This window comes from Nonomuraea sp. NPDC049269, assembly GCF_043197155.1.
Lineage (GTDB): Bacteria > Actinomycetota > Actinomycetes > Streptosporangiales > Streptosporangiaceae > Nonomuraea.
Genome location: NZ_JBICSO010000002.1, coordinates 417,524 through 439,606 on the forward strand (window position 1 = coordinate 417,524; position 22,083 = coordinate 439,606).

At 68.0% G+C, this 22,083-nt stretch carries 24 protein-coding genes and 2 pseudogenes; 18 read left to right on the forward strand and 8 right to left on the reverse strand.

Annotation, left to right across the window (positions count from 1 at the left end; translation table 11 throughout):
- Nucleotides 1–71: 71 nt before the first annotated feature.
- A complete protein-coding gene (locus tag ACGFNP_RS11595; RefSeq protein ID WP_358338987.1) occupies nucleotides 72–1,718 on the reverse strand; it encodes a phospholipase A2 in 1,647 nt (548 codons plus the stop codon).
- Between the two features lie 238 nt (nucleotides 1,719–1,956).
- Here ACGFNP_RS11595 and ACGFNP_RS11600 point away from each other — a divergent pair, with 238 nt between their 5' ends.
- The gene (locus tag ACGFNP_RS11600; protein WP_393317443.1) at nucleotides 1,957–4,764 is read left to right on the forward strand and encodes a BTAD domain-containing putative transcriptional regulator; all 2,808 of its coding nucleotides are present in this window, start codon (nucleotides 1,957–1,959) and stop codon (nucleotides 4,762–4,764) included.
- Nucleotides 4,765–4,934: 170 nt separating this feature from the next.
- Nucleotides 4,935–5,195: a hypothetical protein gene (locus ACGFNP_RS11605; RefSeq protein WP_393317446.1), complete on the forward strand. Its 261-nt coding sequence runs from the start codon at nucleotides 4,935–4,937 to the stop codon at nucleotides 5,193–5,195.
- Nucleotides 5,196–5,245: 50 nt separating this feature from the next.
- On the opposite strand, the gene ACGFNP_RS11610 is transcribed toward ACGFNP_RS11605, so the two are convergent.
- Complete coding sequence (locus ACGFNP_RS11610; protein WP_358338996.1) at nucleotides 5,246–5,371, reverse strand: hypothetical protein; 126 nt, start codon at nucleotides 5,369–5,371, stop codon at nucleotides 5,246–5,248.
- A 190-nt stretch (nucleotides 5,372–5,561) separates the two neighbouring features.
- Complete coding sequence (locus tag ACGFNP_RS11615) at nucleotides 5,562–6,317, reverse strand: GDSL-type esterase/lipase family protein (protein WP_393317449.1); 756 nt, start codon at nucleotides 6,315–6,317, stop codon at nucleotides 5,562–5,564.
- Nucleotides 6,318–6,725: 408 nt separating this feature from the next.
- Between ACGFNP_RS11615 and ACGFNP_RS11620 the strand changes: the two genes are divergently transcribed.
- Nucleotides 6,726–7,253: an RICIN domain-containing protein gene (locus ACGFNP_RS11620; RefSeq protein ID WP_358339002.1), complete on the forward strand. Its 528-nt coding sequence runs from the start codon at nucleotides 6,726–6,728 to the stop codon at nucleotides 7,251–7,253.
- A 116-nt stretch (nucleotides 7,254–7,369) separates the two neighbouring features.
- Nucleotides 7,370–7,615 carry a hypothetical protein gene (locus ACGFNP_RS11625; protein WP_393317452.1) on the forward strand — a complete coding sequence of 82 codons (246 nt, stop codon included), beginning with the start codon at nucleotides 7,370–7,372 and terminating at the stop codon, nucleotides 7,613–7,615.
- A 92-nt stretch (nucleotides 7,616–7,707) separates the two neighbouring features.
- Here the strand turns inward: ACGFNP_RS11625 and ACGFNP_RS11630 are convergent.
- Nucleotides 7,708–7,941 (reverse strand): annotated as a pseudogene (locus tag ACGFNP_RS11630) (YnfA family protein).
- Nucleotides 7,942–8,423: 482 nt separating this feature from the next.
- On the opposite strand from ACGFNP_RS11630, the gene ACGFNP_RS11635 reads away from it, so the two are divergent.
- Nucleotides 8,424–9,887: an MDR family MFS transporter gene (locus ACGFNP_RS11635; protein ID WP_393317455.1), complete on the forward strand. Its 1,464-nt coding sequence runs from the start codon at nucleotides 8,424–8,426 to the stop codon at nucleotides 9,885–9,887.
- An 18-nt stretch (nucleotides 9,888–9,905) separates the two neighbouring features.
- Here ACGFNP_RS11635 and ACGFNP_RS11640 read toward each other — a convergent pair whose 3' ends face one another.
- Nucleotides 9,906–10,733 (reverse strand): helix-turn-helix domain-containing protein, encoded by an 828-nt coding sequence (locus ACGFNP_RS11640; protein ID WP_358339011.1) that lies wholly within the window; start codon nucleotides 10,731–10,733, stop codon nucleotides 9,906–9,908.
- On the opposite strand from ACGFNP_RS11640, the gene ACGFNP_RS11645 reads away from it, so the two are divergent.
- Entirely contained in the window at nucleotides 10,732–11,274 is a 543-nt protein-coding gene (locus tag ACGFNP_RS11645) for a TIGR03086 family metal-binding protein (RefSeq protein ID WP_393317459.1), read from the forward strand. The two genes, ACGFNP_RS11640 and ACGFNP_RS11645, sit on opposite strands and share 2 nt — an antisense overlap.
- A gap of 13 nt (nucleotides 11,275–11,287) precedes the next feature.
- Here ACGFNP_RS11645 and ACGFNP_RS11650 read toward each other — a convergent pair whose 3' ends face one another.
- Nucleotides 11,288–12,274 carry a helix-turn-helix transcriptional regulator gene (locus ACGFNP_RS11650; RefSeq protein WP_393317462.1) on the reverse strand — a complete coding sequence of 329 codons (987 nt, stop codon included), beginning with the start codon at nucleotides 12,272–12,274 and terminating at the stop codon, nucleotides 11,288–11,290.
- Nucleotides 12,275–12,336: 62 nt separating this feature from the next.
- On the opposite strand from ACGFNP_RS11650, the gene ACGFNP_RS11655 reads away from it, so the two are divergent.
- From ACGFNP_RS11655 to ACGFNP_RS11690, 8 genes and pseudogenes are all read left to right on the forward strand, one after another.
- Entirely contained in the window at nucleotides 12,337–12,942 is a 606-nt protein-coding gene (locus tag ACGFNP_RS11655; protein WP_393317465.1) for a DinB family protein, read from the forward strand.
- Nucleotides 12,943–12,946: 4 nt separating this feature from the next.
- The gene (locus ACGFNP_RS11660; RefSeq protein WP_393317468.1) at nucleotides 12,947–14,047 is read left to right on the forward strand and encodes a winged helix DNA-binding domain-containing protein; all 1,101 of its coding nucleotides are present in this window, start codon (nucleotides 12,947–12,949) and stop codon (nucleotides 14,045–14,047) included.
- Between the two features lie 61 nt (nucleotides 14,048–14,108).
- Nucleotides 14,109–14,579: pseudogene (locus ACGFNP_RS11665) on the forward strand (sulfatase-like hydrolase/transferase); the annotation flags it as partial.
- A 160-nt stretch (nucleotides 14,580–14,739) separates the two neighbouring features.
- Nucleotides 14,740–15,210: an SUMF1/EgtB/PvdO family nonheme iron enzyme gene (locus ACGFNP_RS11670; protein ID WP_393317471.1), complete on the forward strand. Its 471-nt coding sequence runs from the start codon at nucleotides 14,740–14,742 to the stop codon at nucleotides 15,208–15,210.
- Nucleotides 15,125–15,427 (forward strand): SUMF1/EgtB/PvdO family nonheme iron enzyme, encoded by a 303-nt coding sequence (locus tag ACGFNP_RS11675; protein ID WP_393317474.1) that lies wholly within the window; start codon nucleotides 15,125–15,127, stop codon nucleotides 15,425–15,427. The genes ACGFNP_RS11670 and ACGFNP_RS11675 overlap by 86 nt, the downstream gene beginning before the upstream one ends.
- 236 nt (nucleotides 15,428–15,663) lie before the next feature.
- Complete coding sequence (locus ACGFNP_RS11680; protein ID WP_358339029.1) at nucleotides 15,664–16,035, forward strand: DUF4267 domain-containing protein; 372 nt, start codon at nucleotides 15,664–15,666, stop codon at nucleotides 16,033–16,035.
- 18 nt (nucleotides 16,036–16,053) lie between these two features.
- Entirely contained in the window at nucleotides 16,054–16,548 is a 495-nt protein-coding gene (locus ACGFNP_RS11685; protein ID WP_358339032.1) for a cupin domain-containing protein, read from the forward strand.
- A gap of 43 nt (nucleotides 16,549–16,591) precedes the next feature.
- Nucleotides 16,592–16,999 carry a DUF2871 domain-containing protein gene (locus tag ACGFNP_RS11690; RefSeq protein WP_393317478.1) on the forward strand — a complete coding sequence of 136 codons (408 nt, stop codon included), beginning with the start codon at nucleotides 16,592–16,594 and terminating at the stop codon, nucleotides 16,997–16,999.
- A gap of 3 nt (nucleotides 17,000–17,002) precedes the next feature.
- On the opposite strand, the gene ACGFNP_RS11695 is transcribed toward ACGFNP_RS11690, so the two are convergent.
- Complete coding sequence (locus ACGFNP_RS11695; protein ID WP_393317481.1) at nucleotides 17,003–17,236, reverse strand: hypothetical protein; 234 nt, start codon at nucleotides 17,234–17,236, stop codon at nucleotides 17,003–17,005.
- Between the two features lie 24 nt (nucleotides 17,237–17,260).
- Between ACGFNP_RS11695 and ACGFNP_RS11700 the strand changes: the two genes are divergently transcribed.
- The 4 genes from ACGFNP_RS11700 to ACGFNP_RS11715 all read left to right on the forward strand — a co-directional run bounded on the left by ACGFNP_RS11700 (nucleotide 17,261) and on the right by ACGFNP_RS11715 (nucleotide 21,152).
- Nucleotides 17,261–17,818 carry an SIS domain-containing protein gene (locus ACGFNP_RS11700; RefSeq protein ID WP_393317484.1) on the forward strand — a complete coding sequence of 186 codons (558 nt, stop codon included), beginning with the start codon at nucleotides 17,261–17,263 and terminating at the stop codon, nucleotides 17,816–17,818.
- 65 nt (nucleotides 17,819–17,883) lie between these two features.
- Nucleotides 17,884–18,450: a PadR family transcriptional regulator gene (locus tag ACGFNP_RS11705; protein WP_358339044.1), complete on the forward strand. Its 567-nt coding sequence runs from the start codon at nucleotides 17,884–17,886 to the stop codon at nucleotides 18,448–18,450.
- The gene (locus ACGFNP_RS11710) at nucleotides 18,447–19,904 is read left to right on the forward strand and encodes an MFS transporter (protein ID WP_393317487.1); all 1,458 of its coding nucleotides are present in this window, start codon (nucleotides 18,447–18,449) and stop codon (nucleotides 19,902–19,904) included. Before ACGFNP_RS11705 ends, ACGFNP_RS11710 begins: the two co-directional genes overlap by 4 nt.
- A gap of 51 nt (nucleotides 19,905–19,955) precedes the next feature.
- Nucleotides 19,956–21,152 (forward strand): cytochrome P450, encoded by a 1,197-nt coding sequence (locus tag ACGFNP_RS11715; protein WP_393317490.1) that lies wholly within the window; start codon nucleotides 19,956–19,958, stop codon nucleotides 21,150–21,152.
- Between the two features lie 19 nt (nucleotides 21,153–21,171).
- On the opposite strand, the gene ACGFNP_RS11720 is transcribed toward ACGFNP_RS11715, so the two are convergent.
- The gene (locus tag ACGFNP_RS11720) at nucleotides 21,172–22,029 is read right to left on the reverse strand and encodes a hypothetical protein (protein WP_393317493.1); all 858 of its coding nucleotides are present in this window, start codon (nucleotides 22,027–22,029) and stop codon (nucleotides 21,172–21,174) included.
- Between the last annotated feature and the right edge of the window lie 54 nt (nucleotides 22,030–22,083).

Here is a 22,083-nt window from a genome sequence, read left to right on the forward strand (position 1 = left end):
GCGCTGTCGAGGACCTTCGTGAAAGGACCGGATGGCCTCCGCCCGCCATCCGGTCATGGGTTCAGGTGCTTCTATGGGCGCGAACCGTGAGTCGCGTCCGCACCGTTCTTGGGCTTACCGGCCAGCACCCCGACCCGATAGATGGCGGCCAGCTGGAGGCAGCCGACACGCGCGGCCTTCGAGTACGCGGGGCAGGTCTTCTTGACGAGCGTGGTGAAGAACAGGTTGTCCACCTTGGACTTCTTGTTCCGGTCGATGTACCACTTGTAGCCCTTGTAGGTGTTGCCGATCAGGCCGTAGCCGTAGTCGTGCATGTCACAGGGCACCCGGAAGTCGAACTTCCAGAACAGGTACCGGGGCTTGTCCGGCGAGTTCGTGCAGTGGTCGTGGTTGATGCCGACGACCTGGAATCCGGTGGGGGTGTTCTTGAACTGCGGGTTGTGCCAGCCGTAGTGCGCGGCCCAGGCCGAACAGCCCTTCTTCGTGTACCACAACCAGTTCTCGACGGTTGCGCACTTGGTGGGGGAGGACAGCGTCCCGTCGATGCTGGCAGGGTCGGTGAAGTCGGACGCGGGCGGTTCGACGGCGTTGGGGTCGCCGACTCCCGTAGCGCCGGCCAGGGGGTCGATGGCGGACGGACGGTCGAGCTCGGTCGAGGCCACAGTGGGGGAGGCACTGTTCGCGGGGAAGGACAGGTCCCAGTTGCCGAGCTCGAGCGAGTTCAGGTGGTCAAGGCGTCCAGCCGTGTCGTAGGTGTACGTCTCCGCCGCAGTGCCGCTGCTGGGGTCACTCGCGGCACTGAGCCAGCCTGACAGGCTGTAGTCGAATCTGGCCACGGTCTTCGGCGCCTCGGTGCCGGAGACGACGGTGATCTCCTTGACCTGGCCGGCGTAGTCGCCGAACGAGCCGGAGGTGGCCGTGGTGGTGGTCGCGTAGCGGAGCGTCACCGTCTCTTCCGGCTTCTCGTCGACGGCCGGGTCCTTGATGGTGCTGATCCGTCCGGCGGAGTCGTAGGTCAGCAGGCTCGTGCCGTACGCGCTGGTCCCGAACCCGGTGACACGCCAGTTGTCGCCCTGGAGTGTGCCCAGTTTGTTCCAGGTGTAGGTGGGGCTGAGCTCGGCCTCGGTGAACGGGGTGCCGCCGGCGTTGACGAAGACGTCGTCGCCCTCGTCCGCCGTGGCCAGGTTCGACGCGATGGTCTCCACGACCGTGGTGTGCAGCTCTCCGGCCGCCGCGTCCCACTTGGTGGTCTCCGTGATCTTGGAGCCGTTCGGGTCCTCGTACTTCTGGATGCCGCCGCCCGAGGGGAAGGAGATGCTGCTGGTCAGCGCGTAGCGGGTCGAGGTGCCGCCGTCCAGCTCGGTGACGACGACGGCGCCGTTCTGGATCTCCAGTTTCCGGGCGATCGTGCCGCCGAGGAACTCGGCCTGCCAGCCGGGTCCGAAGACGCCCAGCTCGGGACGTGACGCGGGGGCGGTCTGCGGCTTGGCCAGGCCATCGTCCACGACGGTCACGTTGTGACGCCGGCCGATCGCGCCCGCCGCCACGTCAGATTCATGCAGCTCGTAGGTGTGGGATGCGGGGAAGTAGAGGCCGGGGCCGATCCCCTGGACGGGGACCGTCGGCGCGTCCCCGACGGTGTCGGCGGCGGCGGGTGACGCGGCGAGCAGGGGAAGCAATACCGCCGCGACCGCGGTGGCTAAGGTGAACCTGCGCAAGCTGAGCTCCTCACAGACGCTACTCGTTGGTAACGAGATCGTCGCGACGCCGCCTGGCAGGCGGATGGCAGCTCGATGGCACCGGTTGTCAGGAATTCATTACACTGATCGACCAGCCCCGTTGACGTGTCCGGTTTGGCTGATCATTGTGTGATTGATCCACAAAAAAGCAGCATTATGCCATGCGTTCCTGGCAGCTGGCTGGCAACTCGATGACACCAGAAAGGTGGGGCAGTCGGTGAAGATCAAACTGCTGGGCCCACTGGAGATCCGTGACGACCAGGACGTGCTGATACCGGTCACGTCCGCCAAACAACGCATCATCCTCGCGGCGCTCACGCTCCGCCTCGGCGAGGTCGTCCCGGTCGAGCATCTGGTGGACTGCCTATGGGACCGCGAGCCGCCCCCGACGGCACGCGAGACCGTGCACAGCCATGTCATGCGCCTGCGCAAGCTCCTCGCGACCTCGCAGGTCCTGCTCACCAAACCGGGTGGTTACCTGCTGAACGTGGACAAGTGCGAGGTGGACACGGCACAGGTCCAGCGCCTGCGGGCGCGAGCCGCCCAGGCCGCCGCGAGCATGAACCAGCAAGGGCAGTCCGCGTTGCTCCGGGACGCGCTCGCGCTGTGGCGGGGCGAGCCGATGACCGGCATCGACTCCGAGGTGCTGCGGGCGCACTACGTCCGGGTGTGGGAGGACATCTGGTGCCAGATGATGGAGGAATGCATCGACGCCGAGCTCGCGCTGGGCCGGCACGCCTCGCTCGTCGGCGAGCTGCGCTTCCTCGTTGCCAGCCACCTGTTGCGTGAACGGTTCCACGGCCAGCTCATGCTGGCGCTGAACGCCTCCGGCCAGCGGGCCGAGGCCTTGCGGGTCTACCAGGAAGTCCGGCACGTGCTGATCGAGGAGCTGGGCATCGAGCCGGGCGAATACCTCCGCGAGGTTCACCGGCAGGTTCTGCACGCCTCGCCCGAGCCCGCTCCGATGTCGCCTGCCCTGCTGCCGCTGGACGTTTACGGATTCGTCGGACGCGCCCCCGAGCTGGAGCGGCTCGACGCGCTCCTGGGCGCCGCCGACGAACAGCCCACCGCGGTCGTCGTCACCGTGTTGTCGGGAGCGGCCGGAGTGGGGAAAACCGCCTTGGCGGTGCACTGGGCGCACCATGTCAGTAAACGTTTCCCGGACGGCCAGCTGTACCTCAACCTGCGGGGATTCGACCCGACCGGATCGCCGATGAGCCCCGCCGAGGCGATGCGCAGCCTCCTGGAGGCGCTGGGCGTGCCACCCCAACGGGTGCCGGCCGGCCTGGCCGCCCAGACCGGCCTCTACCGGAGCATGCTCGCCGGGCGCCGGGTTCTGATCGTGCTCGACAATGCCCGTGACTCCGAGCAGGTACGTCCGCTCCTGCCGGATTCGCCGGGCTGCCTGGTCCTGGTGACCAGCCGCAGCCAGTTGTCCGGGCTCATGGCGATGGAAGGCGCCCACCCGCTGCCGCTCAAGCTGCTGCCCGTCTCGGACGCCCGCAAGCTGATGGCCAAGCGCCTGGGCGCGAACCGGGTGGTCGACGAGGCAGACGCGGCGGAGGAGATCATCAGACGGTGCGCGCGGCTTCCCCTGGCCATCGCGATCGTGGCGTCACGGGCGGCGAGCAACCCCGACGTCTCGCTGTCCGTTCTGGTCGCCGAACTCGACGACGCCTACCTGGACGTCTTCGACGGCGGCGAACCGATGACGCAGATCCGTACCGTGTTCTCGTGGTCCTACCACGCGCTCACCGCCGACACCGCGCGGTTGTTCCGGCTGCTCGGCTCCCACCCCGGCCCAGAGATCACCGCGCCGGCCGCGGCCAGCCTCGTGGGCATGTCCCTGGCCCAGACGCGTCCCTTGCTGGCCGAGCTGACGCGTACGCACCTGATCACCCAGCACGCTCACGGCCGCTACGCCTTCCACGACCTGCTGCGTGCCTACGCCGCCGAGCTCGCGAGCGCCCACGAGGTCGAGTCCGAACGGCAGGCCGCGCTCCACCGGCTGCTCGACCACTACGTGCACACCGCGGACCACTCGGCCCGGCTGCTCAACGTCCATCAGAGCCCGCTGCTCCTGACGCCGCCCCAGCCCGGAGTCGTCCTGTCGGCGGCGAACGACCACGAGCAGGCCATGGAATGGTTCAAGACCGAGCATCCGGTCCTGATGGCGGCCGTCTCCCTCGCTGCGCAGTCAGGGTTCGACACGCATTTATGGCAGCTCACATGGCTGTTGAATGATTTCCTGGATCGACAGGGCCGATGGCGTGAACAGGCCGGGCTCCAGGAGCTGGGCCTGGAGGCCGCCTGCCGTACCGGCGACATGATCGGACAGGCGCACGCCTACCGGAACCTCGGGTGGGCCCTCACCAAGCTGAGCCGCTATGACGACGCCCTCGGGCATTTCCAGTCGGCGCTCCGGCTCTACGGCGACCTGGGCGACCTCACCGGAGCCGCGCACACGCACGGGAACATGTCAGGAGTGCTCGAACGGCAGGAACGCTACCGGGAGGCGCTCAGCCACGCCAAGCAGGCGCTCGAGCTCTACCAGCGGACCAACCATCAGGCCGGGCAGGCGCGGGCGCTCAACGCGGTCGGCTGGCACTACACGCTGCTCGGCGAGCATTCCAAGGCCCTCGCCTACTGCTGGCAGGCGCTCGACCTGCAGTTCCTGACGGGTGACCTCCACGGCCAGGCGGCGACCTGGGACAGCCTGGGCCACATCCATCATCATCTCCAGCAGCACGAGCAGGCCATCGACTGCTACCGGCAGAGCCTGGTGCTGTTCCGGAACGCGGGCGATCTGTGCAGCGTGGCGGGAACGCTCACCCGGCTGGGCGACAGCCACCAGAAGCTGGGCGAAGGCGAGACCGCCCGGCTCATCTGGGGCGACGCGCTGCACATTTTCGAGGAACTCGACCACGCCGACGCCCAGCGGGTCAGGGCCAGGCTCACGGGGCTGTCGGACTGGGATTCCATGGCCCATGAGCACATCACCCGATCGGCCGGCCTGCCTTTGTGAGCCGGCTGAGCGCCCGCACCTCCTGCAGCCGCCGCCCCGGCTGGTATTTGTCCGGTACCCGCACGCAGCAGATCAGGAAGGCTTGCCGATGTCCAGCGCCGTGGACGGGCTGCGGTCGTGCTCGGCGGCGATCGATCACAGTGAGGGTGAGCGCTCTACACTCGCTCGCTATGACCCGATTAACTGATCGTCTCGGTCCCGTCTCCCTGATTCTCGCGGTGCTCGCCATCTTCGTCGGCATCCGGCTGACGCAGGACTGGTTGAGGCCGGGGCTCGGGGTCATCGCGGCGGCGCTGGCATGGCCTGGGGTACGGAAGCAAGCCACGATCGCCACGGTGTACAACCGCAGCACATCGGTGGCGGGGATGGCGGTGGCGGCGGTGGCGATCGCCCTTAGTGCGGCGAAGTTGGCGTCCACCGCTCTCTTTTAGCGCTGATGGCAAGGGTGTTCAGCAGGCCGTGCCGTCTCCGTGGTGCTGTCCTATCTGTCGGAGACAGTTGTGGTGTAGCCGTCGACGATCTGGATGTCGGTGGCCGCGTCCGCCGAGGCGGGGATGGTCGGGGTGAGCAGGGCGGCGGCGGCCAGGGCGCCGAGAGTGGCGAGCATGGGTTCCTCCTGAGTGTCGTCCGGGAAGGGGCCTGGCGCTCCAGGCGGCCCGAGTCGCGAGTCGAAACGGTGATCTGGAGTTGCGCACCGACTCGCGCGCGGTTTGGTGGCGGAGCCCGGACGGCGTCGGTGTTGCCCGGCGCCGTCCCGGCTGGTTCTCGTGGTGTCTGTTGGCGCTGGTTCGAGCGCGTCAGGAGGTGACGGACTTGGCGGTGGGGAGGACCTCGGTGACGGTGGGGAACGGGCGGGGGTAGGGGGCGCCGATCTTGAACTGGCCGGCCAGGGTGTCGGCGAAGGCGGCGGCGATCCGTAGTTCGCCTTGGGCGTTGGGATGGGTGCCGTCCCAGGTGTGGGCGGAGGCGACGAACTCGGCGTGGGTGGCGGCGATGACGATGGGGGACTGCTGGGTGTGCAGGTCGTTGGCGACCAAGATCAGTTGCCGGTTGAAGTCGGAGACCCGGGCGTTGAAGAGGGGGTCGTGCGTGGCCTTGTGAGTGTCCAGCAGGGTGCCCAGCACCAGGCGCAGCGCCGGGTTGCCGGCGCGGGCGTTGCCGATGAAGGTACGCAGGTTCGCCTCGTTCTGCTCCGTCCCATGGTCGTACCAGAACAGGTCGTTGATACCGAGCAGCACCAGCAGATAGTCCGGGTGGTGCTCGGCGACCTTGGCGGTGATCTCGTTCATCTCCGCGCAGTAGGGACGTCCCCACTGCGCGTCGTGGTCGGAGTCGAAGTCGGGATCGGCATAGCTCTGGTCACCGTCGCCGGTCCGGGCCGTGGTGATGGCCTCCAGATCGTTTTTCGGCCCGACCAGGTCCAGGTTGACCCCGTGGTGGCGGAGGTGCTTGTAGAGCCGGTAGCGCCATGTCCAGTCCCCGCTGCTCCCGTGACTGATCGAATCTCCCACGATCATCACCTTGATGACGTCGGTCGCCGCTGGTTGCCTCATGCCCCGGCTCCTTCCGGTTCCGGCCGTGTGGCGGCCGGCGGTGGCCCGGCGATCGTGGCGTGCGTCTTTTCGGCGTGGGAGGTGCCGTTGGCAGTGGCGGGGCTTGGACGGCCGGCGATGACGATGATGGTGGCGGCGAGTGGTGCATGCCGTGGGGGGAGACGCATGATCCTCCGACCTCGAAACGATCGCTACATTAAGTAGTTGATTACGTTCGATAAGTAATCATGCGAGGTGGTGGTGGTGGCATTGCCGCCACGGTGATACCCGTATGCCCTGTTGTGGCGCCCCTCCGGGAAAGCGGTGGCGCAAGGTGGAGCGGGCAACATGTACTGAGGGTAGTTGATCTTTGACTGTGGGTTGCGGGAGGCTTCTCGGGTCGAAGTGATCTTCCTTTCAGGAGGCACCATGCTGCTCGCCCGCCGTCTGCTGGCCGGCGCCGCCGTCGTCACCGCCGTGAGCGCGCTCACCGCTCTGCCCGCTGCGGCCTCTGCCCAGCACCATGCCGCTCGCTCCGGCCTGGCTCCGTTCCCGGTCTGCATCGACGCCACCAACGACCGCGCCGACGGCACCGAGATCCGGCTGTGGCGCTGCCTGGATCACACCAACCAGCGGTTCGTCATCGAAGACGGCGCTATCAAGGTCGAAGACACCGTCGGCACCGCCCGGGAGGTATGCCTGGACGCCGGCAACACCCGCGCCAACGACGCCCGGGTCCGCCTGTGGCAGTGCCTGGACCACGCCAACCAGAAGTGGGTCGTCAGGCGAGGAAAGATCATCCTCCAGGACACCCTCGCCGCCGGTGAACCCGTGTGCCTGGACGTCGGCAACACCCGCTACAACGGCGACAAGGTCCGCTTGTGGCGCTGCATGGACCACGCCAACCAGCGGTTCGTCATTGACAACGGCCAGATCAGGGTCAAGGACGCCATGTAGAACACGGGGCTCCCAGGCGCGCACCTCGCCATCGCCACTTCACCGAACAAGACGCTCGGCACGTAGTCATCACCCGGCGGGAGGGTTCCGCTCGGGCACCAGAGAGGAACACCAGCGTGAAGGCAATCAAAAGAGCTCTCACCGCGAGCCTGGGCGCCGCCGCCGTCAGTGGCGCGCTCCTGGCCGGAGCCCTTCCGGCCCACGCCTCATCGTGGCACCGCGTCCACACCTCCAGCGATTTCGTGACCTGTCACGCATACATTCTGGTCACCTATGGCGGCTGGCTTGCGGACCACGTGAAATGCGAGCTCGACGGCACCTGGCACCCGTTCCAGACTTACGGCGTCTACATCTGGTACTGAGTCACTCCGGTCCGCACAGAGCGTCCGCGTGCTGAAACAGCACGCGGACCCTTACGACAGGGGGGCACACGAACGGCTGGTGACGGAGCGTTTCAGCCGCGCGGCGCGTACATGATCACGGCGACACCGGCCAGGATGCGCCCGAAGTTCGCATCAGGCTGAAGGGTGGCGACGAACCCGTACAGGCCCAGCGCGAGGACGCCGGCGCCGATCCAGATGACGCCGCGCTGCTCGCGTACGCCCTACCAGACCAGCCATGCTCCGCCGATCTCGGCGAGGGCGGCAAGGGCGAACAACGCGCAGCACGCCTTCTCCCGATCGGCCAGGTCCCGTACCCACGCCGCCACGCCGGGCTCGGCGCGCAGGCGGAAGCGGATGCCCTGGCTGGTCTTCTCCTGACCGAAGAGCCGCTGATATTCGTCCAAGCGCTGCTGGGCGGTATCGGGGGCGGTGCTCATGTCGCAAACCGCGCGCCGACCGTAGGCGGCACGGCGCCCCCGCTGCCGCGCCGCTCGGGGCGGGAGGTCGTCCGATGCCCGTACGCTGTGCGAACCCGCCGGGGAGCACGTCGCGGTCTCGGACAGCGAGCTCCCGGAGTGTGTTCGCCCAGGTCATGGGCGATTAGGTGCTCCTTCGCGTGATCGGGAGACCATCGTTCGCTGGTGAAAATCGGGTGGTATTTCGTATCACTTGCCGGAATGCTGGGGCAGGGCGATGAGTTTTGTCGGTGGTGCCGGTCAGACTTTGCATGACCACCAATTCGCCAGCCATGACCACATCATGTCCGACGACCCCCGATAGAGGTGCCGTGCCCAGCCCACAGCTCGACTCACCCGCCAAGTCCGCGACCGCCGGTTCAGGTCGCACCCCGGCCGTGATCCGGCTGCTGGTGCTCGCCACGTTCGTGGTCATCCTCAACGAGACAATCATGATCAATGCGATCCCGCGGTTGATGGGCGCGCTGCACATAACCGAGCAGACGGCTCAGTGGCTCTCGACCGCCTTCATGTTGACCATGGCCGCTGTCATCCCGATCACCGGATGGTTCCTGCAGCGGGTGTCCACCCGCAGCGCCTACACCACCGCGATGGGCCTGTTCCTGCTCGGTACGGCGTTGGCCGCGGTCGCGCCGTCGTTCGAGGTGCTGCTGGGCGCCCGCATCATCCAGGCGTCCGGGACGGCTGTGATGATGCCGCTGCTGATGACCACACTGATGCAGGTGGTGCCCGAGGAGGACCGGGGCCGGGTGATGGGCAACGTCACCCTGGCCATCTCGGTCGCGCCCGCCATGGGCCCGACGGTCTCAGGGGTGATCCTTCAGTTCGGGTCCTGGCGCCTGCTGTTCGCCGTGGTGTTCCCCATCGCCGCCCTGATCACATGGCGTGGCCTGAAGCAGCTCAAGAATGTCGGAGAGCCCGAGTTCAGCACCATCGACTGGTTGAGCGTGGTGACCGCGGCTGTCGGCTTCGGCGGCCTGGTCTACGGGCTCAGCCGGTTCGAGGGCGGTGACGTCGGTGTCGCCGCGGCGATCGTGGCGGTCGGCCTGGCGGCCATCGCCGTCTTCGTCTTTCGGCAACTGTCGTTGCAGAAGCGTGGCGTGCCGCTGCTGGACCTGCGGACCCTGCGCTACCGCACCTACACGGTCGCGTTGATCATGATGTCGGTGGCCTTCATGGCGATGCTCGGCTCGATGATCCTGCTGCCGCTGTACCTGCAGAACATCCGCGAGCTCACCGCACTGCAGACCGGCCTTCTCGTGATGCCGGGCGGCCTCGCGATGGGGCTGCTCGGTCCGACCGTCGGCCGGTTGTTCGACCAGTTCGGCGGCCGGGTGCTGGTCATCCCCGGCGCGATCGGGATCATGCTCGCGCTCACCGGCTTCACCCAGGTCTCGATGACCATGCCGTACTGGCAGCTTCTCGGTCTGCACGCGCTGCTGATGGCGAGTCTGGCCTTGACCTTCACCCCGGTGTTCACCCTTGGGCTCGGCGCGGTCCCCCCGCGGCTCTACTCCCACGGCAGCTCGATCCTGAGCACGCTGCAGCAGGTCGCCGCGGCCTTCGGCACCGCGCTTGTGGTCACCGTGATGAGCGCGCGAGCCGATGCCCTGAAGTCCGAAGGGGTCACGGAGGCGCTCGCCAGCCTCGACGGCATGCGGCTGGCCTTCATCATCGGCGCGGTGCTGTCCGTGGCCGTGGTCGTCACCGCCCTGCTCCTCCCCGCTCGAGCGGACAGCGCCGGCGAGGGGACCCAGCCGACGCACCCGGCGTGACAACGCCGGGGTGGAGGGTCAGGCCTGGCTGCTGAGCCGGGCGTAGGCCGCGGGTGGCATGCCGACCGCGGCGGTGAAGTCACGGGTCAGGTGGGCTTGATCGGTGTAGCCGAGTTCGGCGGCCAGCGTGGCAAGGTCGATGCCCTGGGAGATCCGCTCCGCGGCCTCGTGCAGCCGGAAGCGGCGGATCACCCACTTGGGGCCGATGCCGACATAGTCCCTGAACAGGCGCTGCAGCGACCGCACCGACCGGCCCGATATGGTGGCCAGCTCGTTGACCTTGGTCATGGACACGTCGCTCTCCACCGCCGCCACCAGCGCCGCGACCTCCTCGACCAGCGGATCCCGCTTCGGCCCCAGACCCACTAGAAACTTCTCGATGAGCCCGATGGCGGCCCGGGGGTCGGGTTCGGCCAGGACCTGCCCGACCAGGGCCGCGCCTGCCGTGCCGTACATTTCACCGATCTCCACGAAACGGTCGGTCAGCTCGGAGACCGGGCCGCCGAGGAGCGGCCGGAAGCCGCCGGGGCGGAACCGCGTGCCGAGCACGCGGCCGCTGCCCCGCATCGTGTAGGAGAACCCACCCTTGATCACTCCCGCTATCTGGTGGAAGTCCTGGGTGATGGTCATGTTCACGGTGGGGTGGGAGACGATGCGCTGTTCGTACGGCTCGGCGAGGTCGGTCCAGGTGACGACCCAGAAATGCTCCACGTACGGCGAAATTTCGGGGGATGGCGCCTGGCGCGCGAAATTGAAGGAGTTGAGCCCCGCGTACGGGTTGACCCAGCCGCGCTGTCGCGTTTCTACAAGCCGCGCCTGAGACGCGCGGGGCACCATGTCCGCCATGGACGACATGATGCCGCTGATGACACGCGCCACCGAACGCACCTCTGGATTGGTGCGCGCGGTGCGGCAAGACCAGTTCGGGTCGCCTACGCCATGCGCGAAGTTCGAGGTCAAAGACCTGATCAACCATCTGGAGTGGGTAGCGGAGCTGTTCGAGTCGCTGGGCCGTAAGGGGCCGTTGGTCGAGCAGGGCCCTTACGCGGGCGACTTCCCCGAGCGAGTGAAGGGCACGCTCGCCGCCTGGTCGCGGCGCGAGGCATGGGACGGGACCAGCCCCGGCATGGGCCTGCCGATGACCACGCTGGCCCACATGTACCTGGTCGACATGGTCGTGCACGGCTGGGACCTGGCCAGGGCCACCGGTCGGCGGTACGAGCCGGAGCCCGAGGCCGTCGCGCGGGCGCTCGACTTCACCGGCCGGATGGTGGAGATGGGCAGGCAGCGCGGCGCCTTCGGGCCGCCGGTGGCGGTGCCGGACGACGCCCCGGCGTTCGACCGTCTGCTCGGCGTCATCGGCCGGGATCCGGCCTGGACACCCTGATCCGCTACAGCCTTTAGGTTGTGGCGTCGGTGTAGCGGCGGGCCATGCGCGCGAAGGCGTCCTTGAGCTCGGCTGGGCCGACGACCTCGATGTCGGCGTCGAACCTGCCGATGGCGGCGGCCAGGCTGAGCCAGGACCACGAGTTCAGGATGAGCCGGCAGCGGTTCGGGCCGAGTTCCTCGACGATTCCGTCGCGGGTATAAGGGGACACGGCGGCGGCGGGTAGGCCGAGGATCACCTCGCCGCGGCAGGGCCAGTTGCCGGAGCGGTCGGAGTTCCAGAACTTGCTGACCACGAAGGCGGCCACGTCACCTGCGGGCAGCTCGCGCGGGGTGAAGCGGGGCCCTGTAGGGGTGCGCGGGGTGATCCGATCGGCACGGAAGGTGCGCCAGTCCTCGCGATCGAGGTCCCAGGCGACGAGGTACCAGCGCCCGCCCCAGGTGACGAGGTGATGGGGCTGCACCCGGCGCGGCGGGGTCCGCACGCCGTTGTCGTCCGCTCCTGCTGGGGTTACGGGGGTGTAGTCGAAGCGCAGCACCTCGCGGGCGTGGACGGCGGCGCTGAGTGCCATGAGTACGCCGCCGTCGGCCTGTGGGTCCGGTCGGATCCCGGGCCGCTCGACGGCGATGACCTGGAGGGTGTCGATCCGGTGGCGCAGCCGGGCGGGCATGACCTGCCGGACGGTGTTCAGCGCCCGGGCCGCGGCTTCCGCGATGTCGGCACCCGTGGTGGTGGCGATCTGGAGTGCGATGGCCAGAGCGATGGCCTGCTCGTCGTCGAACAGCAACGGGGGCAGCTCCGTGCCGGCCTCGAGCCGGTACCCGCCGTCGGGCCCCTTGAAGGCCACTATGGGATAGCCGAGCTCGCGCAGGCGGTCGATATCTCGGCGTACGGTGCGCGAGCTGATGTCCAGCCGCTCGGCCAGCAGCGCCCCCGGCCAGTCCCGGCGCGTCTGGAGCAGCGAGAGCAACGACAGCAGTCGCGCTGAAGTCTTCGGCATGCTGCCTATATTGCCCTGAGAAGAGGCCACTTCCTGTCCGCTTCACCTGCGACTGTTGTCGTGTGCCAGTCAACGACGACAACGCGAAGGGGCCGAACACCATGACCGCCACCACCACGCTCGACGCCGAGCGAGGCGACCTGCTCGCCCAGCTCGCGGACGCGCGAACCGCCCTGACCAACACCATCCGCGGGCTCGGCGACGAGCGACTCGGGGAGCGCCCGACGGTCAGCGAGCTGTGCCTGGGCGGGCTGGTCAAGCACGTCGCGTCCATGGAGGAGCAGTGGATGCGCTTCGTGGTCGAGGGCCCGTCGGCGATGTCCTACGACCTGCCCGACGGTGTCACCTGGGCCGACTTCGCAAGTGGTACCGCACGCGAGTTCCCGCAGTGGGCGATCGACCACCAGAAGGACTTCCAGATGCTGCCCGGTGACACGTCGGCCGGGATCCTCGCGCGGTACGAGCAGGTGGCCGCCCGCACCGCGGAGATCGTCGCCACAGTCCCCGACCTGTCGGCGACACACCCGCTGCCGGCGGCGCCCTGGCACGAGCCGGGAGCGGTGCGCAGCGTACGCCGGGTGCTGATGCACGTCATCGCCGAGACCTCCCAGCACGCCGGGCACGCCGACATCCTGCGCGAGACGCTCGACGGGCAGAAGTCCACCTGAACCGATGACCGTTCTCGGCACCCGGGCGCTCAACCGCGCGACACTCGCCCGGCAGTTACTGCTTGAGCACGCCGACCTGCCGGCCCTCGACGCCGTCGCGCACCTGTGCGGCCTGCAGGCGCAGGAGCCGCAGGAACCGTTCGTCGGGCTCTGGTCGCGGCTGCGCGCGTTCGACCCGGCGGTGCTCTCGGACCTGTTGATCCGCCGGAACGTGGTGCGGACCCACCTCATGCGCCGCACCGTCCACCTCCTCACGGCCGACGACGTCCTGGCCTGGCGGGCGCGCCACGACATCATGCTGCGCCAACGGGTACTCGGGACCTACCGCCGCGAGCTCGACGGGGTGGATCTCGACGAGCTCGCGGCGGCGGGCCGGGCGGTGATGGCCGACGACGAGCCCCGCTCGATGGCCGAGCTCGCGCGGGCGCTGGCCGAGCGCTGGCCGGCGCCGGGGCAGCGGGCACTGGGTGAGATGCTGATCGCCGCCCTGATCCCGATGGTGCAGCTGCCGCCGCGCGGGCTATGGCGCACGAGGGCGGGGGTACGCAACGTCCTGCTCTCCTCCTGGCTGGGGCGCGAGATCGACCCGCCGGCTACGGACGGCTCAGATCCGGTCGGTGAAGAGCTGGTACGGCGCTATCTGGCCGCGTTCGGCCCCGCCTCGTCAGCCGACCTGCGCGCCTGGTGCGGCCTCGCCGGACTGCCGGCCGCGGTGGCCGCGATACGCGAGGAGCTGGTCGCCTTCCGCGACGAGCGAGGCCGGGAACTGCTGGACCTCCCCGACGCGCCGCGCCCCGACCCCGACACACCCGCTCCGGTGCGGTTCCTGCCGGCGTTCGACAACGCGCTCCTCGGTTACCACGACCGCGGCCGGATCGTCGACGACGCCCACCGCAACCTGTCGGTCGCCGGTGCCCGCGTCGTCCTGGTCGACGGCCGGGTCGCCGCGACCTGGACCGTCGAGGCCGGCACCGTGATCGTCGCCCCGCTGCGGGGTTTCTCGCGAGCCGACGACACCGCCGTGGCCGAGCAGGGGCAGGCGCTGGCGTCGTTCCTCTCCGACAACGACAGTGACCGCGTACAGATCGTCGCGTCTACCGGCTGAGCGAATCTTGGCAGCTCAGGGATGCCGCACCCCCAACATCGACCGGATCGCCGACGAGGGTGTGCGTTTCACCGACTGCTACGGCGAGCAGAGCTGTACGGCGGGCAGGGCCGCGTTCATCACCGGCCAGAATCCCTACCGGACGGGCCTGACCAAGGTGGGCATGCCCGGCGCCGAGATCGGGCTGCGCGACGAGGACCCGACGATCGCCACCGCGCTCAAGGACCAGGGGTACGCGACCGGCCAGTTCGGCAAGAACCACCTCGGCGACCGTGACGAGTACCTGCCCACGGCACACGGGTTCGACGAGTTCTTCGGCAATCTCTACCACCTCAACGCCGAGGAGGAGCCCGAGCAGCCCGACTACCCGACCGAGGAGGAGTTCCCGGGGTTCAGGGAGCGGTTCGGGCCGCGAGGGGTGATCCACTCGTGGGCCGGCGAGGACGGTACCCAGCGCATCGAGGACACCGGGCCGCTCACCAAGAAGCGGATGGAGACCTGCGACGAGGAGTTCCGTGACTCGGCGATCGACTTCATCCGCCGCCAGACCGAGGCCGGCACGCCCTTCTTCGTGTGGTTCAACACCACCCACCCGTGTTCGTGGCGGCGACCGGCTATGTCACCGTGGCCGAACGGCCGCTGGACCCGGCCGATTCCCTGGCGCGCCTCCGGAGAACCTGGTGCCCGGGTCGATGGTGTTCGTACCGACGCGCGGCCCGGTCGATCTGCGGCATCTCAGTCTGTGGTGGAGGTGGACGCCGGGCGCGTGCTGGCGTTTTCCGGAGGGGACAGGATCGAGCGTCGACGACCGCCTCGACCATCCGGTGGTCCACGTCGCGTACGAGGACGCCGCCGCCTACGCGACGTGGGTCGGCGCCGCGCTGCCCACCGAGGCGCAGTGGGAGTACGCCGCACGCGGCGGACTCGAAGGCGCCTCGTTCGCCTGGGGCGACGAGCCCCGCCCGGGTGGTCGCATCATGGCCAACACCTGGGACGGAGCCGACTTCCCCTGGCGCTCGGCGGGGGAGTCCGGTTGGTCGGGGACCGCACCGGTCGGGTCCTTTCCGCAGAACGGTTATGGGTTGTTCGACATGGCGGGCAACGTCTGGGAATGGACCTCCGATTGCCGAACGGCATCCCGAAGCGGCCTGCTGCGGTGGTGATGCCGAATCGAGCTATGACCTGGCTCAGCCTCAGTTCCGCATCCCGCGCAAGGTGATCAAGGGTGGGTCGTACCTGTGCGCCGACATCTACTGCCTGCGGTACCGGCCCGCCGCTCGTCGGCCGCAGATGATCGACACCGGTATGAGCCACATCGGCTTTCGTTGCGTCTGGGGCTCTCCGGCTGCCGGGCGTATGACGGGTGGTGGCGCGCCGTGACTTCGGGGACCACGCTGCCGTCGTAGCGGCCTCGCCTGCGGCTGGTCTGGATTGTTAAGTCGAGGTTGATGGTGCGTTGTCAGATCTGTCGTTGTTCCAGGTGGAGAGCGCATTCGATGCTGGGGACGTAACCGAGCTGGATCGCCATGACCGCAACTCTAGCGCCGCTAGCGCTTCTGTCGAGGCTATGTTAGCGTCACTCCTGCAACTAGCGGCGCTAGAAATCGGAGTCAATCGTGCTCACCCCCGTTGCCTATGGACTCGCCATCCTGCTCGACCTGCTCATCCTCTTCATCGGCCTGCGGTTCCTGCTGGTGCCACAGGCCGCCGCCGCCGGCTACGGCGTCCCCGCCAAGAAGGACGGGGACTCCGCCTACCTGACCATCAAGGGTCAGCGCGACTCCGTCTACGGCCTCGTCGGCCTGGCCCTGCTCGTCTTCGTGGGTGCGCGCGCCGAGGCCTGGTTCATGCTGGTGGTCGCCATCCTCCCCCTCTTCGACACGGTCATCGTCCTGCGCAACGGCGGCACCAAGGCGGTGGCGTTCGGCATCCACTTCGCCACCGCCGTGCTCGTCCTCATCTGCGCCGCCCTGCTCTTCCTCGTCTGAACCAAAGGAGTCACCGAGATGTCGCTGATCGTGCCGGACTTCGACGAGTCCGTCATCGTCCGCTCCGCGGAGGCCGAAGTGATCGGCCAGGCCCCCACCACCATCCGGCTGCTGGCCGACAGCAGCTCGACCGGCGGCGCGCTCTCGACCCAGCGGGTGACGCTCGTGAACGGCGCGGACGGCGCCAAGCCGCACCACCACGCCGGCTCCGCCGAGCTGTTCTACGTGCTGGACGGCACCGCCCAGCTGCTGTCCGGCGAGCAGGTCGTCACCGCCGAGCGCGGCGACCTCGTGGTGGTGCCGCCCGGTCTCGCCCACGCCTTCGCCGCGGCACCGGGGGAGGATGCCGACATCCTCATCGTCATCACGCCGGGCGTCGAACGGTTCGAGTACTTCCGCCACCTGGAGCGCATCGCCTACGGCAAGGTGCCGCCGGAAAGCCTGCTTGAGGTGCAGGAGCTCTATGACACCTACTTCCTCAACAGCGCGACCTGGAACGACGCCAGGTCTTGACGCACCGTCGGCCGTACATCTCCCCCACAAAAGGTCACAAATCATGAAAAAGATCTATTACGCGGCACACACCTACATGATCTTCGGCGTGATCAGCGGTCTGTACTATCGCGAGCTCACCAAGTTGAACGACTTCACGGGCGACAGCCAGCTCGGAGTCGTGCACACGCACCTGCTGGCGCTCGGCATGCTCTTCTACCTTGTCGTGCTGGCGTTGGAGAAGCTGTTCACCTTGTCGGCCAGCAGGCTCTTCAACTGGTCCTTCTGGGTCTACAACGCGGGTCTCGGGTTGACCGTCCTCATGATGCTCATCCACGGCACCCAGACGGTCCTGGGCGCCGAGACCAGCGCGGCGATCTCCGGCATCGCCGGACTGGGACACATCGTGCTGACCGTGGGCTTGATCCTTTTCTTCATCAACCTCGGCAAGCGGATCCCCGGCAAGAACTGAGAGCTACGCGGTGGTGGCGCGGTTGCGGAGGTCGGCGGCCAGGGCGTCGATGCGGAGGTTCAGTGCCTCCTCGCGCCGGCGCTTCAGGTCGTCCTTGGCGGCGTAGGAGCCGTTTCCGGTCTTGTGCTGACCCTGGAGGTCGACGATCTTGGCCTGCAGGGCTGTGACGTCCTTCTGGCGTTGCCGGTTGCCGCTCGTACGCCGCAACTGGTCGGCCAAATGGTCGTATCGTGGCAAAAGGGAGCTGATAGCGGAGCTTTCATGAGCGACAATCTCTTTCGTATCGCGCTCGACGAGCTCGGCGCCGTGCTCGCGAAACTGGACGAGAAGCTGATCGACGCGGCCTGCCGGATGATCACCGATGCGCGAACGATCGGCGTCTACGGCTGCGGCCGGGAGGCGTTGCAGATCAACGGGTTCGCGATGCGCCTGTTCCATCTCGGTCTGACGGTCGCGGTGGTCGGCGACATGACCATGCCGGCGTTGGGGCCGGGCGACGCTCTCGTCGTCACCTCCGGCCCCGGCGAAGCCGCCACGGTGCTGGCGCTGATGCGAACGGCGAAGGCGGCGGGCGCGACGAACCTCCTGCTGACGGCTGAACCTGAGAGTAGCGCGGCGAAGCTCGCCGACTTCGCGCTCGTGATCCCGGCGCAGACCATGGCCAGCGACCAGGGCGGAAGGCGGACTTCCGTCCTGCCGATGGGTTCGGTCTATGAGGGCGCGCTGTTCGTGCTGTTCGAGGTGATGGTGCTGAAGCTCGGGACGCTGACCGGCGTCACTCCCGAGGCGATGCGCGACAGGCACACCAACATGGAGTGAAAGGTGGCGTGTGCCGAGATCGCGGTGGTTTGCGGCGGGCCTACTACTCATGCAAGAGTAGTCTCGTGTCTTCCATTCGGATCTTCATTCTTGGGGCACTGGCCGAACGCGGCCCCATGCACGGACACCAACTGCGGCTGCTCGCCGAGGAGGAGCACATCGATCTGTGGACGGACATCACCGTGGGCGGGCTGTACGGCGCGATCAAGCGCCTCGCGGCCGAGGAATTGATCGAGGAGCTACGGGTCGAGCGGAAGGGGGCATACCCGCAGCGTCAGGTCTGGGGGATCACCCAGGAGGGTTCGAGGACCCTCGCGTCCCTCCGGCTGACCGCGTTGCGCGAGATCGTGGTCAAACCCGACCCGTTCGACCTGGCCATGACCCGCCTCGACCCGGATCGCCTGGACGATCTGCCCGTCGTGATCGCGGCACGGATCGGCTCCCTGGAGGCGAGGCTCGCCGACCATGAAGCGCACGCTCAGGCGATCGCTTCCCATCTGACACTTGCCGAAAAGCTGTCGATGAAGCACGGGTCCTACCGACTGCGAGCGGAGATCGCGTGGCATCAGGAGCTGGCGTCTCTCCTTCCCGAGGTGATCGCCGATGAGAAGGCCCGGAAAGGGACATCATGAATCAGCAGAGTGCGCCGGCTGCGCTCCCGGCAACCGTTTCCCGCGCCACCTGGTTCGCCTTGGTGATCCTCTTGGCGGGCGTGTTCATGGCGCTCCTGGACACCACCATCGTCAACGTCTCCATCCCGACGATCCGCACCAGCCTCGGCGCCTCGGAGTCCACGTTGTCGTGGGTGATCTCCGGCTATGCGCTCGCGTACGGCCTGGCGCTCATCCCCGCCGGCCGGGTCGGTGATCGGTACGGCCATAAATGGGTCTTCATCGCAGGACTGGCCTTGTTCACCGTCGCGAGTCTGGCCTGCGGGCTGGCGCAGAACGACGTGCAGCTCATCGCTCTCCGCGTGGTCCAGGGCCTTGCCGGAGGCATCTTCTTCACGCCCGTCACGGCCCTCATCCAGCTGATGTTCCCGGGGCGGCTGCGCGGCAAGGCGTTCGCGATCATGGGGGCGACGATCGGGTTCTCCACCGCCCTCGGCCCCCTCACCGGCGGCCTCATCATCGAGGCGTTCGGAGCCGATGACGGGTGGCGATGGGTGTTCGAGGTCAATCTTCCGATCGGTGTCGTCGCCGTCGTCGCCGCCTTCTGGCTGCTGCCCTCGCGGGCCGAGGGAAGCCGGGACACGGGGACCGACTGGATCGGACTCGTGCTCATCGCCGGCGGCCTGGTCGCCCTGCTGGTGCCGCTCATCCAGGGCCAGGACCAGGGATGGCCCGAGTGGACCTATCTCTCGATGGCCGGCGGTGTCGCGCTGATCGTCGGGTTCGCGTTCTGGGAGCGCCGGGTCGCCCGCCTCGGAGGCAGGCCCCTCGTCCCGCCGCACCTGTTCGTCCATGCCTCCTTCACCGGCGGGGTCGTCCTGGCCTTCGTCTACTTCGCCGCGTTCACCAGCATCTTCTTCAGCGTCGCCCTGCTCTGGCAGGCGGGACTTGGCGCGTCCGCCCTGCAATCCGGCCTCGTCGTGCTGCCCTTCGCCATCGGCAGCATCATCGGCGCCTCCCAAAGCGACCAGCTCGCCAGCCGATTCGGCCGTACCGTTCTCCTCGTCGGCCTCGGACTCGTCGCCGTCGGCATCATCGCCATCTGGCTCGTCCTGGTGGCCGTCGCTCCCACCAACCTGCACGGGTGGTACCTGACCGTCCCGCTCCTCCTCGGCGGCGTCGGCAGCGGAATGTTCATCGCGCCCAATGCCGACTTCATCGTCGCGACCGTGGATCGGGCCGAAGCGGGAGCCGCGAGCGGCGTCATCGGCACCGTCCAGCGGATCGGTAGCGCTGTCGGCATCGCGGTGACCGGAAGCGTCCTGTTCGGAAACCTCGACTTCAGCACCCCCGGTCCCGACGCCGCCGCCATCGCCTTCGCCCACGGCGCCACGTACGCCATGGGAATCAGCGCCGGCTTCGCGGTCCTCGCCTTCGCCCTCGGGTTCACGTTGCCCAAGAAGGCCGCCTCATGACGCTGCTGTTTGGACCTGTTCGGGAGATACCTCACCGGCGATCATAGGCACGTGAACCCACAGGCCTTTTACCGCGCCCCGTACCCCCTTTATGCCGAGGCTCGCCGGACTCGTGGGCTCACCTTCGTACCCGAGCTGGACGCCTGGCTGGTGAGCAGACGCGAAGACGTACGCGAGGTGCTGAGCAAGCCCGAGCAGTTCTCCTCGGCCGGTGCGCTGCGGCCCGACTACCTGCCCAGCAAGGCCGCGCTCTCGGAATTGGTCAAGGGATTCGGCGGAGTGCAGGCGGTGCTCGGCGCCGATGGTGACGCGCACCGGCGCCTGCGCCGGCCCCTCACCAGAGGACTGTCCCCGGCCAGGGTCGCCGCCGCGCTCCCGTTCATCACCGAACGGGCCGAAGCGCTCATCGGCTCCTTCGCCGGGGACGGCCAGGTCGAGTGGATGGACGCGTACGCCAAACCGCTGCCCGCCGACGTGATCGGCCACCTGCTCGGCCTGGATCCCGCCGACGTCCCCGGCGCGATCAGGGGCGGGCAGCAAGCGGAGAACCTGGTGTTCACCGAGCTGACGGAGGCCGGGCAGGTCGAGGCCGCGAAAGAGATCGTGGCCCTGCAGCGCCTGCTCGACGGCTATGTCCGCGCGCGCAGGAGGGATCCGCGTGACGACCTGATCACGGAGATGGTCCGCGGCCTGGCGCCCGGATCCGAGGACCTCACGCTCGACCAGCGCAGGGAGATCGTGTCCAACGTCCAGAACCTGCTGCTGGCCGGCCACCTGACCACGACCGCCCTGCTCGGCACGGTCATGCTGAACCTGCTACGCGACCGCCGCCAGTGGGCACTGCTCTGCGAGCAGCCGGAGCTCATCCCCGCGGCCATCGAGGAGGCGGCCCGGTTCGAGGCGCCGATCCAGGGCTTCCGGCGTACGGTCACCACCGACGTGACACTGAACGAGACCGAGCTGCACCCGAACGACGTGGTCTTCGTCTCCTTCGCCTCAGCCGGCCGCGACGCGGACGCCGGCGCGCGCCCTGACGAGTTCGACATCAGCCGGCCGGCCTTCCGCCACCTGTCCTTCGGCCACGGCCCACACGGCTGCCCGGGCTCGCAGCTCGCCAAGGAGCAGGTGCGGATAACCCTGGAAATCCTGATCCGCGACCTCCCCGGCCTACGCCTGGCCCGCACAGACGTGACCATGGCCCCCACCCTCATCCACCGCTCTCCCGAGGCGCTCTTCCTCGCCTGGTGAGAAGGCCGGGTGGCAAGCCTTACCCGAGTGCGGCCAGATCCTCCGCGGTGATGGGGCGGAACGTCGGCAGTATGGCGAGCAAGGTCGCCTCTGTTGAGTCATGGCCGGCCACTTGCACCAGGGCGTCGCCATGCCTGGCGAACAGGAGGGTGGACTCGTTCTCCAGGCGCGTTCTCCAGACGCCGGGTGATATCTCCCTGCATGGCGTGATCGGCTGCCAGCCATAGTTCGGAATTGGATTCGCGCAGGCGGCCTTCGGAGTGGCGTCCGTGGCCCGCTGGATATAGGCCGCGATCGCCGGGCCGACCTTGTCCGCCGCTGTCGGATGATAAGTGAGGCTGACCATCTTGGGCAGGCGCCACTCGTCCACGGAAGCGAGCCGATAGTTCGGGATGACGGGCGCGATCAGCGGCACCCCGGAGTTCTTGAAATCTCTTGTCCGTTCCGATTCGCTTATTGCCCCGGCCACCGGTGGCGCGGCCAAGCAGGCGAGAACGATCGTCCCGGCCATGGCGGTGCCCACCGCCCAATTTTCCAGGGCGCACAGCCATGCCGTGAGGACAAACCCGATCATGGCAGGGACGGCGAAGGTGAGCAGGTGAAACAGGTTCCCCTCGGGTATCCACCAGCTGAATGGGAGCTCGACCATGGCAAGGCCGTACATGGCGAACGGCGCGAGCACTCCCACGAGGGGCCAATACGGCAGTTTGGTCGCCCAGCCGAGCAGTAATCCGAGCGGGAAAGGGGAAAGCGCCATCGCCACGACTCCGGCGAAGTCATCGGCTCCTGACCCCTGCGGCCAATAGTCCCCGACGAGATTCACCGACACGCCGATCGTGGCCCCTACCAGGGCGGCCTTGCCTAATATCCGCCGCATGCCGTGATTCTTTCGGTCGGGCCGTGGCGACTGTCAAGCGGTCGGACGACCATG